The following is a 17,082-nucleotide window of genomic DNA, read 5'->3' on the forward strand; positions in this document are numbered from 1 at the left end:
CTATCAACATCAGGTGCCATAATTATTTTCACTATGGCACCTGTTAAGAAAGTTCTCATTTTCTCAATGTCATCTTTTATTCCAGTGAGTGGTTACCACGAAATAATCAATGGCTGACAATCTGCCTTTGATTGGCGCCCTTTACCCGGAAAAGATGTCTGCAATATTCCAAAAAATAACCATATGCGACTCCCATAACCATAGATATCAGCGCATTACTGGCTACGGCTGTCATTATTTGAGCAGGATCTGCACCTATCGACCATAGAACGGCAATATAAACGGGAGATTGAAAACTCACATAGGCAAACAGGTCGGCCAGATTCTGCATCCATCGATGATGAGGGCCGAATTTCATCACCAAAAGCAAAATTCGATCGCGGTATATGCCATATGGCCAGGCAACGAAAATATTCACTGGAATGGAAAGTAACCGGGAAGAAAGAGATTGCTGGAATGTCATACCTGAAAGCAGGATTTCAATGGCCATGCCGGTGATAAAGCAATAAACCACCATTGCAAAGGTATCCGCAAGTGCATTGCGCCATCGTGAAGTAGGGGAAAGCATACGGATAAAGCTCCAGTGTTGATATAGAGATATAACCAGAATTGTGCTTGTTATTTGGTTTTTTATTTTGCAATATTGCCTTTTGTGCAGTTTACATCACTGCTTATAAATAAATAAGTAGCTATAAATTTTTATTTATATCTGTTTTTCCTATATTCTCGTTACTTTATTAGCTCAAATTTGAATTTTCATTTGATTATCGCTTGGAAAGCATAAAAATATAGATAAAACATTGGGTTGTGTTTTTATGGGGTAGAATTGGTTTATGTTGAGAGTTTGTAAATGATGGTGGTGTGGAAGTAATAGCGAAAATAATTCACTGGCAGAAGAATGAGCACTGTAAATATAAACAGTTATTCAGCGTATTTTTGCAAAAAAAACAAATTTTTGTTTTTTTGAGAATCCATAACGCCAATTAAAGTGAAAAATTACGTTAACCACGTCAAAAAAATGGGATGTAGTCAAAAATAAATGTTAATAGGATGTTAATTTCAGCCTGAACAAGAAACCATCAATGCAAAAATGCTGAAAAATCAGTCATGAATTACTATTCGGGTTATTCCGATAATATAAACATTACGTATCTATATGTGACAATGAAAATAATATTTTGTGGAATAAAAAACGCTATATTTTTACGTCGAATTTTTTGAGTCATTAATTTTCCTTAAATTATCACAGTCTTAATCTCCATTAATCCATTTTGATGTTTTTTAAACGGTCGTTTCCCTTCCGAATTGCGCCGGAAATAATTACCGGACGCGTCGTCACTTGCTTGACAAGCTTTTAATACCCTCCGTAAACTCTAATTAGTGGGATTTTGTGGGGCAAAGTGGTAAAAATGACCATTAAGGATTAAACACAGTCATGTTTCGTGGGGCGACGCTGGTTAATCTCGACAGTAAAGGGCGGCTTGCCGTACCAACCCGTTACCGGGAAGTACTGAACGAGGAAGCTCAAGGTCAAATGGTTTGTACCATTGATCTTCATCAGCCCTGCCTGCTGCTTTACCTGTTACCTGAATGGGAAATTATTGAACAAAAGCTTTCTCGTTTATCGAGTATGAATCCCGCCGAACGTCGTGTTCAGCGTTTGTTGCTGGGGCATGCCAGTGAGTGTCAGATGGATAATGCCGGACGTTTATTGTTAGCGTCCACGTTGCGGCAACATGCGGGACTTACAAAAGAAGTGATGCTGGTTGGCCAGTTCAATAAGTTTGAACTGTGGGATGAACAGACCTGGTATCAACAAGTCAAGGAAGATATAGACGCTGAACAAACAACTCAGGAACCGTTATCTGAGCGGTTACAGGACTTATCACTATAGTCATGGTAGAAAATTATAAGCATACCACCGTCCTGTTAGATGAGGCCGTTAATGGCCTGAAGATCCGTAGTAACGGCATTTATATTGACGGTACCTTTGGTCGCGGTGGTCATTCCCGCCTTATTCTGTCCCATCTTGGGCCAGACGGTCGTCTGCTGGCGATCGATCGTGACCCACAGGCGATTGTGGCTGCCAGCGCGATTGATGATGCGCGTTTTTCTATTATCCACGGGCCTTTTTCTGAATTGGCTGATTACGTGCAGGAACGTGAGCTGACGGGGAAAATCGACGGAATATTGCTCGATTTAGGTGTCTCATCGCCACAGCTTGACGATCCAGAGCGTGGTTTTTCGTTTATGCGTGATGGACCGCTGGATATGCGCATGGATCCCACTCGTGGTATCTCCGCCGCCGAATGGCTGATGAAGGCTGAAGCCGAAGACATTGTCTGGGTATTAAAAACGTTTGGTGAGGAGCGCTTTGCCAAGCGCATTGCACGAGCCATTGTAGAGCGCAACAAGATCTCTCCACTGACGCGAACCAAAGAATTGGCTGAACTGATCGCTGCGGCCAGCCCGGTTCGTGAGAAGCATAAACATCCAGCTACGCGTTCGTTTCAGGCTATCCGTATTTATATCAATAGTGAGTTGGAAGAGATTGAGCAGGCGTTGGCCGGTGCACTGACGGTATTGGCTCCTCATGGTCGGCTTTCCGTTATCAGTTTTCATTCCCTGGAAGATCGTATTGTTAAACGTTTTATCCGTCAGCATAGTCGGGGACCACAAGTTCCGGCCGGTTTGCCGTTGACGGAGGATCAGCTACGTAGCCAGGGCGGGCGGACGCTCAAGGTAGCCGGAAAGATGATGCCTTCTGACGCCGAAATCGCGGAAAACCCGCGAGCGCGGAGTTCAGTACTGCGTTTTGCGGAGAGACTGGCATCATGATGGGCAATGAGCGCCATGGTTTAGTTGGCGCCATCGGTGAAGATTTGCTGCGTAATGGCAAGCTTCCCTTGTTGTTATTAATTGCAGTTCTGGTTTCCGCACTGCTGGTGGTAACGACGACTCACCGTACTCGCTTACTGACGGCGCAGCGTGAACAGTTATTGTTGGAGCGTGATGCATTAGATATTGAGTGGCGCAATCTGATTCTGGAAGAGAATGTACTGGGTGACCATAGCCGTATTGAGCAGATTGCAACAGAAAAATTACACATGGAGCATGTTGATCCTTCACAGGAAAATATTGTGGTTAAACAATGAACTGATAGGCATCGCTAAATAATGAGAGTAACACGCACAAGAAGGTTAAAACGCCAGGAAGAACATGCCAGCTTTGTTAGCTGGCGTTTTGCATTGCTCTGCGCTGGCATTCTTTTGTGCATGGTTGGTCTGATGCTGAGAATCGCCTACCTTCAGGTGATTAACCCCGATCAGTTGGTGCGTGAAGGCGACATGCGTTCCCTGCGTGTACAGGAAATTCCCACTTCTCGCGGTATGATCAGTGATCGGTCCGGGCGTCCGTTGGCGGTGAGTGTGCCTGTCAATGCGGTGTGGGCAGACCCAAAAGATCTTAATGACCACGGTGGGATCACGCAGGATACCCGTTGGAAAGCACTGTCGGATGCGTTGGACATTCCCCTTGACCAGTTAGCGGCGAAAGTGAATGCCAACCCGAATAGTCGTTTTGTTTATCTGGCTCGCCAGGTTAATCCGACAATTGGCGAATATATCCATAAGTTGAAGCTTCCTGGTATTAATCTGCGTCAGGAGTCGCGTCGTTACTATCCTTCCGGACAAGTGACGGCTCATTTGATTGGATTTACCAATATTGATGGTAAAGGCATCGAAGGTGTCGAAAAAAGCTTCGACCGTTGGTTAACTGGCCGGCCGGGAGAACGCACGGTGCGGAAAGACCGTTTTGGCCGGGTTATTGAAGATGTCTCTTCTGTTGACGGCCAGGCAGCGCACAATCTGATATTGAGCATTGATGAGCGTTTGCAGGCGCTGGTTTACCGGGAATTGAACAATGCAGTGGCGTTTAACAAAGCTGAATCCGGTACGGCGGTATTGGTTGATATCAATACGGGGGAAGTGCTGGCAATGGCAAATAGTCCTTCCTATAACCCAAACAATCTGGCGGGTACACCAAGCAGTGCGATACGTAACCGAGCCATCACCGATATCTTCGAACCGGGTTCAACGGTTAAACCAATGGTCGTGATGACGGCTTTACAACGTAATATCGTCAATGTCGATTCGGTACTAAATACGCTACCTTATTATATTAAAGGCCATGAAATCAGAGACGTAGGCCATTACAAAGAATTATCGTTAACCGGGGTGCTGCAAAAATCCAGCAACGTCGGGGTGTCGCGATTGGCACTGGCCATGCCTGCGTCGGCGTTAGTTGATACTTATTCTCGTTTTGGCATAGGCAAACCGACAAATCTGGGATTGGTGGGGGAAAGCAGCGGGCTTCTCCCAAATAGGCAACGCTGGTCTGACCTTGAACGCGCAACTTTTGCTTTCGGCTATGGACTGATGGTGACACCACTCCAACTGGCACGTGTCTACGCTACCATCGGTAGTTTTGGTATTTACCGCCCTTTATCGATCACCAAAGTCGATCCCCCGGTTCCTGGTGAACGTATTTTCCCTGAGCAAATTGTCCGGACTGTGGTGCACATGATGGAAAGTGTGGCGTTACCCGGTGGCGGAGGAGTCAAGGCGGCGGTGAAAGGCTATCGCATTGCAATTAAAACCGGTACGGCGAAAAAAGTCGGGCCGGATGGGAAATACATCGACAAATATATTGCCTATACCGCCGGTGTTGCGCCTGCCAGTAATCCCCGTTTTGCTCTGGTGGTGGTGATTAACGATCCTCATGCTGGGAAATATTATGGTGGTGCGGTGTCTGCGCCGGTGTTCGGCGCCATCATGGGCGGCGTCCTGCGTACCATGAATATTGAGCCGGATGCCTTGCCTGTGGGTGATAAAAACGAATTTGTAATTAACAGAAAAGAGGGTTCAGGTGGCCGATCGTAATTTGCGCGATTTACTGGCTCCGTGGGTGCAGAATGCCCCGGAGCGTGCGCTGCGGGAAATGACATTAGACAGCCGTATTGCGGCTGCCGGGGATCTGTTTGTTGCCATCGTCGGGCATAAAACGGATGGGCGGCACTATATTCCGCAGGCCATTGCGCAAGGGGTATCAGCGATAATCGCTGAGGCCGATGCTAATTCTCCTGATGGTACCTGGCGTGAAATTCACGGCGTACCAGTGATTTATCTGAGTAGCCTTAATCAGCGTTTATCTGCACTGGCGGGACGTTTTTATCAGCAACCTGCTGAAAAATTAAAGTTGATTGGGGTAACCGGGACTAACGGTAAAACCACCACGACACAGTTACTGGCGCAATGGAGCCAGACATTGGGTGAACACAGTGCAGTGATGGGGACGGTGGGAAACGGGCTATTGGGGCATGTCGTCCCGACGGAAAATACCACTGGGTCTGCGGTAGATGTTCAACAGGTATTAAGTCAGCTGGTGGAACAAGGCGCGACGCTAGCGGCGATGGAAGTGTCATCTCACGGTTTGGTGCAATACCGTGTGGCAGCGTTGCCTTTCGCCGCTGCCGTCTTTACCAATTTAAGTCGTGATCATCTGGATTACCACGGTGATATGGCGCATTACGAAGCAGCGAAATGGTCGTTGTTTGCCGACCATCAGGTAGGTCAGGCGATTATCAACGCGGATGATGAAGTCGGACGCCGCTGGCTGAGCCAACTGCCGGATGCGGTCGCTGTTACGATGGAAAACAATCTGGTGCCGGGTTGCCGTGGGCGCTGGTTAAAAGCGACGCGGGTTGATTACCACGACAGTGGTTTCACCGTGCATATTGACTCCAGTTGGGGACAAGGTGCGATCAATAGCCGACTGATGGGCGCGTTTAATGTCAGCAATCTGATACTCGCGCTGGCTACTCTGTTATCGCTGGGGTATCCGTTAGACAAACTGATCAAGACCGGCTCTACGCTACAACCGGTGTGCGGCAGAATGGAAGTTTTTCATATTGACGGCAAACCGACGGTTGTTGTCGATTATGCACATACACCGGACGCCCTGGAAAAGGCGCTTGAGGCCGCACGGTTACACTGCAAAGGGAAACTATGGTGCGTATTTGGTTGTGGTGGTGATCGGGACAAAGGTAAGCGCCCACTTATGGGGGGGATCGCCGAGCAACTGGCTGATCGGGTTATCGTGACGGACGACAATCCCCGTAGCGAAGAACCACAGGAAATTGTGCTGGAGATTCTCAGCGGATTGATGGATGCCGGCCGTGTTCAGGTGATTGCCGGTCGGGCCGAGGCGGTGACCAGTGCAGTGATGCAGGCGTCGGAAAACGATGTGGTGCTGGTGGCGGGTAAAGGACATGAAGATTATCAGCTAGTAGGAAATCAGCGACTGGATTATTCGGATCGCATTACAGTCGCCCGTCTATTGGGGGTCATCGTATGATCAGCGTCTCGTTGCGGCAACTGGCCACGGTGCTAGGCGCCGAGCTGGTTGGTGAAGATCTGATGATCGACGATGTTTCTACTGACACCCGCAAACTGGCAGCTGGCAGCCTGTTCGTCGCGTTGCGGGGTGAAAAATTTGATGCTCATGATTATGCCGATGATGCCGTTAATAATGGCGCGGCAGCATTATTGGTCAGTAAGCGCTTACATATTTCTGTGCCACAACTGATTGTCAACGATACTCGCCTGGCATTAGGCGTGTTGGCGGCCTGGGTTCGTCAGCAGTCTCGTGCCCGTGTCGTGGCATTAACCGGTTCATCGGGGAAAACCTCGGTGAAAGAGATGACCGCCGGGATTCTGCGCCAGTGTGGCAATGTGCTGTATACCGCCGGTAATTTTAACAACGATATTGGCGTGCCACTGACATTGTTACGCCTGACGCCGCAGCATGATTTTGCGGTGATTGAGCTGGGGGCCAACCATATCGGCGAGATTGCCTATACCACGAAGATGGTCCGTCCGGAAAGTGTACTGGTGAATAACATCGCAGCGGCGCATCTGGAAGGTTTTGGTTCTTTGGCTGGAGTGGCGCAGGCGAAAGGTGAGATTTTCAATGGTCTGTCCGAACACGGGATCGCCATTATTAATGCGGACAGTAATGATTGGCCGCACTGGCAAGCGCTGTTAACGGATAAAACTGTGTGGAGCTTTTCGCCGCAGGCTGATGGCGATATCGATTTTTTTGCCAGCGATATTGTGGTTAGCGGTCAGTGCACATCGTTCACGTTGCATAGTCCGCATGGACAGATCGCCATAACGTTGCCCTTACCAGGCCAGCACAATATCGCCAATGCATTGGCGGCCGCGGCATTGGCTATGTCGGTGGGTGCCTCGCCGGAAGCGGTTAAGGCCGGTTTGGCCCAATTGCAGGCGGTACCAGGAAGATTATTTCCAATTGAGCTGGCGGACGGGAAATTACTGCTGGATGACAGCTATAACGCCAATGTTGGATCGATGATTGCTGCCGTGCAGACGCTGGCTGAAATGCCGGGATATCGTGTCATGGTGGTCGGCGATATGGCGGAATTAGGCGCGGATGCTCCGGCGTGTCATCGTCAGGTCGGAGAAGCCGCCTGTCTTGCCGGGATTGATAACGTACTGAGTGTAGGAACACTGAGTGAACTGATCAGCCAGTCCAGCGGACAAGGTGAACATTTTCATGACAAACCGGCACTGATTGTCCGGTTGCTGGCTTTAGTTACAGAACATAAAACGATTACCATTTTGGTTAAAGGTTCACGCAGTGCTGCAATGGAGCAAGTAGTGCGCGCATTAAAGGAGAATGCAACATGTTAGTCTGGCTGGCCGAGCATTTGGTCAAATTCTATTCCGGCTTTAACGTCTTTTCCTATCTGACGTTTCGAGCCATTGTCAGCCTGCTGACTGCATTAATCATTTCGCTCTGGATGGGGCCGCACCTGATTGCCTGGCTGCAACGTTTACAGATTGGTCAGGTTGTACGTAATGAAGGACCAGAGTCCCATTTCAGCAAACGTGGAACACCGACGATGGGGGGCGTGATGATTCTGGCTTCCATCATTATTTCGGTATTGATGTGGGTCAATCTGTCCAATCCTTATGTCTGGTGCGTACTGCTGGTTTTGGTGGGTTATGGCATCGTCGGTTTTGTGGATGACTATCGTAAAGTTGTGCGTAAAGACTCCAAGGGGTTGATTGCCCGCTGGAAATACTTCTGGCAGTCGCTGCTGGCGCTGGCGGTGGCGTTTTCCATGTATGCCATTGGCAAAGGCACGCCAGCTACCCAACTGGTGGTGCCATTTTTTAAAGACATCATGCCGCAACTGGGGTTGATGTATATCGTGTTGGCCTATTTTGTGATTGTCGGCACCAGCAATGCGGTCAACCTGACCGATGGCCTGGATGGCCTGGCGATTATGCCAACGGTGTTTGTGGCAGGGGGGTTCGCGTTGGTGGCATGGGCAACTGGGAACATGAATTTCGCCAGTTACCTGCATATTCCCTATATTCGCCATGCCAGCGAATTGGTGGTTGTGTGTACCGCTATTGTCGGTGCTGGATTGGGTTTTCTATGGTTCAACACCTATCCGGCACAGGTTTTCATGGGCGATGTCGGATCTCTGGCTCTGGGGGGCGCGCTGGGCACGATTGCTGTGTTACTGCGTCAGGAATTTTTGCTGCTCATCATGGGCGGTGTCTTTGTGGTTGAGACGCTGTCGGTCATTTTGCAGGTGGGATCGTTTAAGCTTCGCGGTCAGCGTATTTTCCGTATGGCGCCGATTCATCACCATTACGAGCTTAAAGGATGGCCGGAGCCGCGGGTTATTGTCCGGTTCTGGATTATTTCGCTGATGCTGGTGCTTATAGGCCTGGCAACGCTTAAGGTACGGTAAAACATGGACTATCAGGGTAAAAAAGTTGTCATTATCGGGTTGGGCCTGACCGGGCTTTCCTGTGTTGATTTCTTCCTTACGCGCGGGGTGGTACCCCGCGTGGTGGATACCCGTATCAGTCCGCCAGGCCTGGACAAACTGCCGGAACATGTTGAGCGTTATCTGGGAGGTTTGCATGACGATTGGTTAATGAGCGCCGATCTGATTGTCGCCAGCCCCGGTATTGCATTATCTACACCCGTGCTTGGTTCTGCCGCAGAGGCAGGCATTGAAATTGTGGGTGATATCGAACTGTTCTGCCGCGAGGCGCAAGCGCCTATCGTGGCTATCACCGGTTCCAATGGTAAAAGTACTGTTACCACGCTGGTTGGGGATATGGCTCGTACGGCAGGTTGGGCTGTGGGTGTGGGGGGAAATATCGGTGTACCGGCGTTGCAATTGCTGAAGCAGGAATGTCAATTGTATGTGCTGGAGTTATCGAGCTTCCAACTGGAAACCACCAGTAGCCTGCATGCGGCGGCAGCGACCATTCTGAACGTGACGGAAGATCATACCAACCGCTATCCGTTGGGGTTGCAGCAGTATCGTGCGGCCAAACTCCGTATTTATGAGAATGCCAAGGTCTGTATCGTGAACGCGGATGACGCACTCACGATGCCAATCCGTGGCGCTGATGAGCGATGCCTCAGTTTTGGTGTGGATGTGGGTGATTATCATCTTAACCGTCAGCAGGGGGAAACCTGGTTGCGGGTTAAAGGTGAGCGTGTCATCAACACGCGTGAAATCAAACTGGTCGGACAGCATAACTACACCAATGTCTTGGCCGCACTGGCATTGGCAGATGCAGTCGGCATTCCACGCTCATCAGCCTTGACAGCGCTGACCACTTTTACTGGTCTGGCGCACCGTTTTCAACTGGTGCTGGAACGCCGGGGGATTCGCTGGATTAACGATTCGAAAGCGACCAACGTCGGCAGTACGGAAGCCGCATTAAGTGGACTGGTTGTCGATGGCACGCTGCATCTGTTGTTAGGCGGGGATGGTAAGTCCGCGGATTTCTCACCACTACTGACATATATCCAGGGTGACAATATCCGTCTTTATTGCTTTGGTCGTGATGGTGGATTGCTGGCGGCACTGCGGCCTGAAATAGCTGAGCAGACAGAAACGATGGCGCAGGCAATGCATTTGATTGCCGATCGGGCAAAAGCCGGGGATGTTGTGTTGCTGTCACCTGCCTGCGCCAGTCTTGACCAATTCCGAAGTTTTGAACAGCGCGGCGATGAGTTCGCTCGTCTGGCAGAGGAGCTGGGATAATGAGTATCGTTCGGTTGGCCATATTGGGGCGGCTGAAAAGTTGGGTAATGGGGACGCGTGAAAGCGACAACCTCAGTACCGTGCTGTATGACCGGACGTTGGTATGGTTGACGCTGGGGCTGGCGGTGTTGGGGCTTGTCATGGTGACTTCCGCGTCCATGCCGATAGGTCAGCGTCTGGCGAATGATCCATTTTTGTTCGCCAAACGTGATGCACTGTACCTGGGGTTGGCTTTTGCTCTATCGCTGATCACTATGCGTATTCCAATGGCGGTGTGGCAACGTTACAGCGCCGTGTTTTTACTGATTTCTCTGGCATTGTTGCTGGTGGTTCTGGTGGTCGGCGGGTCGGTGAATGGCGCATCACGCTGGATTTCGTTCGGGCCTTTACGTATCCAGCCGGCCGAACTGTCGAAACTGGCGCTGTTTTGCTATCTCTCCAGTTACATGGTGCGCAAGGTTGATGAAGTTCGTAATAACTTCTGGGGCTTTTGTAAACCGATGGGCGTGATGGTGATTCTTTCGGTGTTATTGCTGGCCCAGCCCGACTTGGGAACGGTGGTAGTGCTGTTTATCACAACATTGGCCATGCTGTTTCTGGCAGGGGCGAAATTGTGGCAGTTTCTGTCCATCATCGGCTGCGGAATATTTGCTGTTTGCGTGCTGATCGCCGCTGAGCCATATCGTATTCGACGGGTCACTTCGTTCTGGGATCCATGGAATGATCCGTTTGGTAGCGGTTATCAGTTGACACAATCGTTGATGGCGTTTGGCCGAGGCGAATTGTGGGGGCAAGGACTGGGAAATTCTATACAGAAACTGGAGTATTTGCCGGAAGCCCATACCGACTTTATTTTCTCGATTTTAGGCGAAGAACTTGGCTATGTTGGTGTGGTATTAGCGTTGTTAATGATATTCTTCGTCGCTTTTCGTGCGATGTCGATTGGCCGACGGGCGCTGGAGATTGATCAACGTTTTTCCGGATTCCTGGCCTGTTCAATCGGTATTTGGTTTAGCTTTCAGGTTCTGGTTAATGTTGGCGCCGCTGCGGGCATGTTGCCGACCAAAGGGTTGACATTGCCGCTGATCAGTTACGGTGGTTCGAGTCTGTTAATCATGTCGACCGCCATCGTACTGTTGCTGCGCATTGATTTTGAAACGCGGCTGACGAAAGCGCAGGCGTTTACGAGGAGTGCCCGATGAGTGGCAAAGGCAAGCGTTTGATGGTGATGGCCGGAGGAACCGGGGGGCATGTTTTCCCTGGATTGGCTGTAGCACATCATTTGATGGCGCAGGGCTGGCAGGTACGTTGGTTAGGAACGGCTGATCGTATGGAAGCGGATTTAGTGCCAAAGCATGGTATCGAAATTGATTTCATCCGTATTTCCGGCCTGCGGGGAAAAGGGCTTAAAGCTCAGTTGTGTGCTCCGCTGCGTATCTTCCGTGCGGTACGCCAGGCTCAGGCGATTATGCGTCGCTACCAGCCAGATGTGGTGCTGGGAATGGGCGGGTATGTGTCTGGTCCCGGTGGTTTGGCCGCTTGGTTGTGCGGCATTCCGGTGGTACTGCATGAACAGAATGGTATTGCAGGGTTAACCAACCGTTGGCTTTCCCGTATTGCCAAAAAAGTGCTTCAGGCTTTTCCTGGTGCGTTTCCCGGAGCTGATGTGGTGGGCAATCCGGTTCGTACCGACGTGTTGGCTTTGCCTTTGCCTGCTGAACGCTTATCCGAACGCCGCGGTCCGATCCGGATTCTGGTGATAGGTGGCAGTCAGGGAGCAAGAGTGCTTAACCAAACGATGCCCGGTGTCGCGGCCAGACTGGGTGAGCAGTTCACCATCTGGCATCAGGTAGGTAAAGGTGCGTTGGCAGATGTGCAGGCCGCTTACCTTCAGGCCGGGCAAGAACAGCACAAGATTAGCGAATTTATTGATGATATGGCAGCAGCCTATGCCTGGGCGGATGTTGTCGTTTGCCGCGCAGGCGCGCTGACGGTCAGTGAAATCGCAGTGGCAGGATTACCCGCGCTGTTTGTGCCATTTCAGCACAAAGACCGCCAGCAATATTGGAATGCGTTACCGCTTGAGAAAGCCGGAGCGGCCAAAATTATAGAACAGGCACAGTTCAGCGTTGAGACGGTAACTGAAACACTGATGGGATGGGATCGCGTCACTCTGCAAGCCATGGCGCAAAAGGCCAGAGCCGTGGCCATTCCCGATGCTACTGAACGGGTTGCGGCGGAAGTGGTTAAGGCGGCAGGCCATCGGGTTGCGGATGCGGCTCATTGTTAATGATAAAAATAGCCGGATAACTGTCCGGTGCTTAATGTAGGTTGCGATAGGAAAAAGTGAATACACAACAACTGGCGAAACTGCGTTCAATCGTGCCCGAGATGCATCGTGTCCGGCACATCCACTTTGTTGGCATCGGTGGTGCCGGCATGGGTGGTATCGCCGAAGTATTGGCTAATGAAGGGTACCAAATTAGTGGTTCTGATCTGGCACCGAATGCCGTTACTCAACAGTTGAGTGAGTTGGGCGCTCAAATTTATTTCCATCATCGTCCGGAAAATGTGAGCGATGCGAGTGTGGTAGTGGTGTCCAGTGCTATTTCGGCGGACAACCCGGAAATTATCGCAGCTCATGAAGCTCGTATTCCGGTGATTCGTCGGGCTGAAATGCTGGCGGAGTTGATGCGCTTTCGCCACGGTATTGCCATCGCGGGGACGCATGGTAAAACCACCACCACCGCGTTGGTTACCAGTATTTATGCAGAAGCAGGGCTGGATCCTACGTTTGTCAACGGTGGATTGGTGAAAGCGGCGGGTGCTCATGCGCGCCTGGGATCCAGTCGTTACTTGATTGCTGAAGCTGATGAGAGTGATGCCTCATTTTTACACTTGCAGCCAATGGCCGCCATTGTGACGAATATTGAAGCAGACCACATGGACACTTATCAGGGTAATTTTGAGACGCTTAAACAGACGTTTATCAATTTCCTGCATAACCTGCCTTTCTATGGGCATGCTGTGATGTGTTTGGACGACCCGGTTATCCGTGAACTGTTACCGCGGGTGGGGCGCTACATTACTACTTATGGTTTCAGTGATGATGCCGATGTGCGTATCGCCAGTTATCGTCAGGTTGGTGCGCAGGGACATTTTACGCTAACCCGTCAGGGTAAGCCGTTGCTGGATGTGACGCTGAATGCGCCAGGACGTCACAATGCGCTGAATGCGGCGGCAGCGGTGGCGGTGGCCTCTGAAGAGGGTATCGATGATGACGCGATCTTGCGGGCGCTGGCTCGCTTTCAGGGAACGGGGCGCCGGTTCGATTTTCTTGGCGAATTCCCGTTGGCGTTGGTCAACGGTAAAAGTGGTTCGGCCATGTTGGTCGATGATTACGGCCATCACCCAACGGAAGTGGATGCCACGATTAAAGCTGCGCGCGCGGGTTGGCCGGACAAACGGTTGGTGATGATTTTTCAACCACATCGCTACACGCGTACCCGTGATTTGTACGATGATTTTGCCCATGTGCTTTCTCAGGTCGATGTTTTGTTGATGTTGGATGTTTACCCCGCAGGTGAGTCACCGATCCCGGGGGCCGATAGTCGTTCGCTATGCCGTACGATTCGTGGTCGAGGCAGGATTGATCCTATTTTGGTTCCTGATGTGGATGTATTGCCAGAATTATTGTCACATGCGCTGCAGGGTGAGGATTTGGTCTTGGTTCAGGGGGCCGGAAATATCGGCAAGCTGGCACGTAAGCTGGCTGAATCTCAATTACGACCACAAATTAATGAGTGAGGACATCATGACGGAGAAAGTTGCTGTACTGCTTGGTGGAATCTCCGCTGAACGCGAAGTCTCTTTGCTGTCCGGGCAGGCAGTTCTGTCCGGTCTGAAAGAGGCTGGTATTGATGCCTATGCTGTGGATATCCGTGATTTCCCAGTCATTCATTTAAAGGACGAGGGATTTACCAAAGCCTTTATCGCGCTCCATGGGCGCGGTGGTGAAGACGGTACTTTGCAAGGTGTACTGGAATTTTTACAACTGCCCTACACTGGCAGTGGTGTTATGGCCTCGGCACTTACGATGGATAAGCGCCGTACCAAACTGGTTTGGCAGGCATCAGGTTTGCCTGTTTCACCTTATGTGGTCTTGAACCGTCAGCAGTTCCTGCAAATGGATTCGAGCCGTTTGATACAACAGGTGGCACATCTGGGTATGCCGTTGATCGTGAAGCCCAGCCGTGAAGGTTCCAGCGTTGGTATGAGTAAGGTTGAACAGGCTGATGCGTTGCACTCAGCACTGGAAGAGGCCTTTCACCATGATGATGAGGTACTGGTCGAGAGATGTCTTAGCGGACCGGAATTCACGGTTGGCATTCTGGGCGATGAGGTACTGCCTTCTATACGGATTCAGGCAACAGGTACTTTCTATGACTACGAGGCAAAGTACCTGTCGGATGAGACACAGTATTTCTGCCCGAGTGGCCTGTCTGACGAACAAGAGCACTACCTGGCCTCTCTGGCGATGGATGCATACCAGGCTCTTGGTTGCAGTGGCTGGGGACGAGTGGATGTGATGATGGACAGCGATGGCGCGTTTTATTTACTGGAAGTGAATACGTCGCCGGGAATGACCAGCCATAGTCTGGTGCCTATGGCGGCCAAACAGCGTGGCTTCACGTTCTCTCAATTGGTTGCCAGAATTTTGGAATTGGCTGGTTGATATGTCGCAGGCGGCGCTGAACACGCGTGGACATGAGCCAGAATTAAACGGTGCGCGCCGTAGTAATGGTAGTCAACTGGCTGGAATTATTTTCCTGTTGATGGTGGTGGGTACGATTATCTGGGGCAGTTGGATGGTATTGAGCTGGATGAAGGATGCCAGCCATCTGCCATTATCCAGACTGGTGGTGACCGGTGAACGACATTACACCACCAATGATGATATTCGGCAGGCGATTTTATCATTGGGACCGCCAGGCACATTCATGACTCAGGATGTGAATGTTATTCAGCAGCAGATTGAACGTTTGCCCTGGATTAAACAGGTCAGTGTTCGTAAGCAGTGGCCCGATGAATTGAAGATTCATGTGGTTGAATATGTGCCTTTCGCGCGTTGGAATGACCTGCTTATGATTGATAGTGAAGGAAATTCTTTCAGCGTGCCAGCAGAACGTATCGGCAACAAAAAAATGCCGATGCTGTATGGACCGGAAGGCAGTCAGAAAGATGTACTTGAAGGATATCGAGCCGTGAACCAGATATTGGCGGCCGGAAAATTTACGTTGAAAACCGTGACGATGAGTGCACGGCATTCATGGAAAGTGGAACTGGATGATGATGTCCGTCTGGAGTTAGGGCGAGATGATAGAACCCGTCGTCTACAACGCTTTATGGAGCTTTATCCGCTGTTACAACGGCAGGCACAGAGTGAAAATAAGCGTATAGATTATGTGGATTTGCGTTATGACTCTGGTGCAGCAGTAGGTTGGGGTCAGGCGTTTATTGATCAGAAACAAGACATTGATCAGCACAAGAACGGTAATCAGCAACCAAATCAAGCACAGGCTAAAGAGCAATGATCAAGTCGACGGACAGAAAACTGGTAGTTGGGCTGGAAATCGGTACAGCTAAGGTGGCTGCACTGGTGGGAGAGGTTCTGCCTGATGGAATGGTCAATATTATCGGGGTGGGGAGTTGCCCATCACGGGGCATGGATAAAGGTGGCGTCAACGATCTTGAATCGGTGGTTAAGTGCGTACAGCGTGCCATCGATCAGGCGGAGTTGATGGCGGATTGCCAGATTTCATCGGTCTATCTGGCATTATCCGGCAAGCATATCAGCTGTCAGAATGAAATCGGCATGGTGCCGATTTCAGAAGAAGAAGTGACGCCGGAAGACGTGGAAAGTGTCGTACATACCGCCAAATCGGTACGTGTACGTGATGAACACCGCATTTTGCATGTTATCCCACAGGAATATGCCATTGATTATCAGGAAGGGATAAAAAATCCAGTGGGATTATCTGGCGTGCGTATGCAGGCGAAAGTGCACTTGATTACCTGCCACAACGATATGGCAAAGAACATTGTCAAAGCCGTGGAGCGTTGTGGTCTTAAGGTCGATCAGCTTATTTTTGCCGGTCTGGCATCCAGTTATGCGGTGTTGACGGAAGATGAACGTGAGCTCGGTGTCTGTGTGGTGGATATTGGTGGTGGCACCATGGATATGGCGGTCTACACCGGTGGGGCATTACGTCACACCAAGGTAATTCCTTATGCGGGTAACGTAGTGACCAGTGACATTGCCTATGCGTTTGGGACACCGCCAACAGATGCTGAAGCAATTAAAGTGCGCTATGGCTGCGCTCTCGGTGCTGTTGTCAGTAAAGATGAGAGTGTAGAAGTGCCCAGTGTGGGGGGACGCCCGCCGCGGAGTTTGCAGCGTCAGACACTGGCCGAGGTGATTGAGCCGCGTTACACCGAGTTATTGAATCTGGTAAACGATGAACTTTTACAGTTGCAGGAGCAGTTACGTCAGCAAGGCGTAAAACATCATCTGGCCGCCGGAATCGTGCTGACAGGTGGTGCGGCGCAGATTGACGGTCTGGCAGCATGTGCTCAGCGTGTTTTTCATACGCAAGTGCGCATTGGGCAGCCTTTGAATATTACAGGTTTAACGGATTATGCGCAGGAGCCTTACTACTCTACAGCCGTGGGGTTACTGCATTATGGCAAAGAATCTCATCTTAATGGTGAGCATGAAGTTGAAAAACGCGCCTCAGTGAGCAACTGGTTTAAACGCCTGAACAGCTGGCTGAGAAAAGAATTTTAATGGTTATCAAAAGAGATCTTTTGGCACAACTTTTTTGATCTCGAAGTAACACAGGCACAAAACGGAGAGA

Annotated in this window: 15 protein-coding genes; 14 read left to right on the plus strand and 1 reads right to left on the minus strand. The window is 50.4% G+C overall.

Annotated elements, in window-relative coordinates; all coding sequences use genetic code 11:
* Nucleotides 1-106: 106 nt before the first annotated feature.
* Nucleotides 107-568 (minus strand): L-alanine exporter AlaE, encoded by a 462-nt coding sequence (locus RS889_RS03465; RefSeq protein WP_021017142.1) that lies wholly within the window; start codon nt 566-568, stop codon nt 107-109.
* 867 nt (nt 569-1,435) lie between these two features.
* Between RS889_RS03465 and mraZ the strand changes: the two genes are divergently transcribed.
* The 14 genes from mraZ to ftsA are packed head-to-tail and all read left to right on the plus strand — an operon-like array spanning nt 1,436 to nt 17,012.
* Entirely contained in the window at nt 1,436-1,894 is a 459-nt protein-coding gene (gene mraZ, locus RS889_RS03470; RefSeq protein ID WP_021017141.1) for a division/cell wall cluster transcriptional repressor MraZ, read from the plus strand.
* Nucleotides 1,895-1,896: 2 nt separating this feature from the next.
* On the plus strand, nt 1,897-2,838 hold the full coding sequence (gene rsmH / locus RS889_RS03475; protein ID WP_021017140.1) for a 16S rRNA (cytosine(1402)-N(4))-methyltransferase RsmH: 942 nt from the start codon (nt 1,897-1,899) through the stop codon (nt 2,836-2,838).
* Complete coding sequence (gene ftsL / locus RS889_RS03480) at nt 2,835-3,155, plus strand: cell division protein FtsL (RefSeq protein ID WP_315709305.1); 321 nt, start codon at nt 2,835-2,837, stop codon at nt 3,153-3,155. The genes rsmH and ftsL overlap by 4 nt, the downstream gene beginning before the upstream one ends.
* Before the next feature lie 21 nt (nt 3,156-3,176).
* Nucleotides 3,177-4,940 (plus strand): peptidoglycan glycosyltransferase FtsI, encoded by a 1,764-nt coding sequence (locus RS889_RS03485; protein ID WP_315709307.1) that lies wholly within the window; start codon nt 3,177-3,179, stop codon nt 4,938-4,940.
* Nucleotides 4,927-6,414 (plus strand): UDP-N-acetylmuramoyl-L-alanyl-D-glutamate--2,6-diaminopimelate ligase, encoded by a 1,488-nt coding sequence (gene murE / locus RS889_RS03490; RefSeq protein ID WP_290180570.1) that lies wholly within the window; start codon nt 4,927-4,929, stop codon nt 6,412-6,414. Before RS889_RS03485 ends, murE begins: the two co-directional genes overlap by 14 nt.
* Nucleotides 6,411-7,772 (plus strand): UDP-N-acetylmuramoyl-tripeptide--D-alanyl-D-alanine ligase, encoded by a 1,362-nt coding sequence (gene murF / locus RS889_RS03495; protein ID WP_021017136.1) that lies wholly within the window; start codon nt 6,411-6,413, stop codon nt 7,770-7,772. The genes murE and murF overlap by 4 nt, the downstream gene beginning before the upstream one ends.
* Complete coding sequence (mraY, locus tag RS889_RS03500) at nt 7,766-8,848, plus strand: phospho-N-acetylmuramoyl-pentapeptide-transferase (protein ID WP_021017135.1); 1,083 nt, start codon at nt 7,766-7,768, stop codon at nt 8,846-8,848. The genes murF and mraY overlap by 7 nt, the downstream gene beginning before the upstream one ends.
* A gap of 3 nt (nt 8,849-8,851) precedes the next feature.
* Nucleotides 8,852-10,165, plus strand: a complete 1,314-nt coding sequence (gene murD / locus RS889_RS03505) for a UDP-N-acetylmuramoyl-L-alanine--D-glutamate ligase (protein ID WP_315709312.1) — start codon at nt 8,852-8,854, stop codon at nt 10,163-10,165.
* Nucleotides 10,165-11,367 carry a cell division protein FtsW gene (gene ftsW / locus RS889_RS03510; protein ID WP_315709314.1) on the plus strand — a complete coding sequence of 401 codons (1,203 nt, stop codon included), beginning with the start codon at nt 10,165-10,167 and terminating at the stop codon, nt 11,365-11,367. Before murD ends, ftsW begins: the two co-directional genes overlap by 1 nt.
* On the plus strand, nt 11,364-12,455 hold the full coding sequence (gene murG / locus RS889_RS03515) for an undecaprenyldiphospho-muramoylpentapeptide beta-N-acetylglucosaminyltransferase (protein ID WP_315709316.1): 1,092 nt from the start codon (nt 11,364-11,366) through the stop codon (nt 12,453-12,455). Before ftsW ends, murG begins: the two co-directional genes overlap by 4 nt.
* Before the next feature lie 56 nt (nt 12,456-12,511).
* Nucleotides 12,512-13,972 (plus strand): UDP-N-acetylmuramate--L-alanine ligase, encoded by a 1,461-nt coding sequence (murC, locus tag RS889_RS03520; RefSeq protein WP_315709318.1) that lies wholly within the window; start codon nt 12,512-12,514, stop codon nt 13,970-13,972.
* Between the two features lie 7 nt (nt 13,973-13,979).
* Nucleotides 13,980-14,900: a D-alanine--D-alanine ligase gene (locus RS889_RS03525; RefSeq protein ID WP_315709320.1), complete on the plus strand. Its 921-nt coding sequence runs from the start codon at nt 13,980-13,982 to the stop codon at nt 14,898-14,900.
* Nucleotide 14,901: 1 nt separating this feature from the next.
* Nucleotides 14,902-15,759, plus strand: a complete 858-nt coding sequence (gene ftsQ, locus RS889_RS03530; protein ID WP_021017129.1) for a cell division protein FtsQ — start codon at nt 14,902-14,904, stop codon at nt 15,757-15,759.
* Entirely contained in the window at nt 15,756-17,012 is a 1,257-nt protein-coding gene (gene ftsA, locus RS889_RS03535) for a cell division protein FtsA (protein ID WP_021017128.1), read from the plus strand. Before ftsQ ends, ftsA begins: the two co-directional genes overlap by 4 nt.
* Nucleotides 17,013-17,082 lie beyond the last annotated feature (70 nt).

Source organism: Brenneria uluponensis, assembly GCF_032395385.1.
Lineage (GTDB): Bacteria > Pseudomonadota > Gammaproteobacteria > Enterobacterales > Enterobacteriaceae > Prodigiosinella > Prodigiosinella aquatilis.

Coding starts and splice junctions, on each gene's coding strand:
- RS889_RS03465 (WP_021017142.1), bottom strand. CDS start 568: ATGCTTTCCCCTACTTCACGATGGCGCAATGCACTTGCGGATACCTTT.
- murF (WP_021017136.1), top strand. CDS start 6,411: ATGATCAGCGTCTCGTTGCGGCAACTGGCCACGGTGCTAGGCGCCGAG.
- ftsL (WP_315709305.1), top strand. CDS start 2,835: ATGATGGGCAATGAGCGCCATGGTTTAGTTGGCGCCATCGGTGAAGAT.
- ftsW (WP_315709314.1), top strand. CDS start 10,165: ATGAGTATCGTTCGGTTGGCCATATTGGGGCGGCTGAAAAGTTGGGTA.
- rsmH (WP_021017140.1), top strand. CDS start 1,897: ATGGTAGAAAATTATAAGCATACCACCGTCCTGTTAGATGAGGCCGTT.
- RS889_RS03485 (WP_315709307.1), top strand. CDS start 3,177: ATGAGAGTAACACGCACAAGAAGGTTAAAACGCCAGGAAGAACATGCC.
- murG (WP_315709316.1), top strand. CDS start 11,364: ATGAGTGGCAAAGGCAAGCGTTTGATGGTGATGGCCGGAGGAACCGGG.
- ftsQ (WP_021017129.1), top strand. CDS start 14,902: ATGTCGCAGGCGGCGCTGAACACGCGTGGACATGAGCCAGAATTAAAC.
- RS889_RS03525 (WP_315709320.1), top strand. CDS start 13,980: ATGACGGAGAAAGTTGCTGTACTGCTTGGTGGAATCTCCGCTGAACGC.
- ftsA (WP_021017128.1), top strand. CDS start 15,756: ATGATCAAGTCGACGGACAGAAAACTGGTAGTTGGGCTGGAAATCGGT.
- murD (WP_315709312.1), top strand. CDS start 8,852: ATGGACTATCAGGGTAAAAAAGTTGTCATTATCGGGTTGGGCCTGACC.
- mraZ (WP_021017141.1), top strand. CDS start 1,436: ATGTTTCGTGGGGCGACGCTGGTTAATCTCGACAGTAAAGGGCGGCTT.
- mraY (WP_021017135.1), top strand. CDS start 7,766: ATGTTAGTCTGGCTGGCCGAGCATTTGGTCAAATTCTATTCCGGCTTT.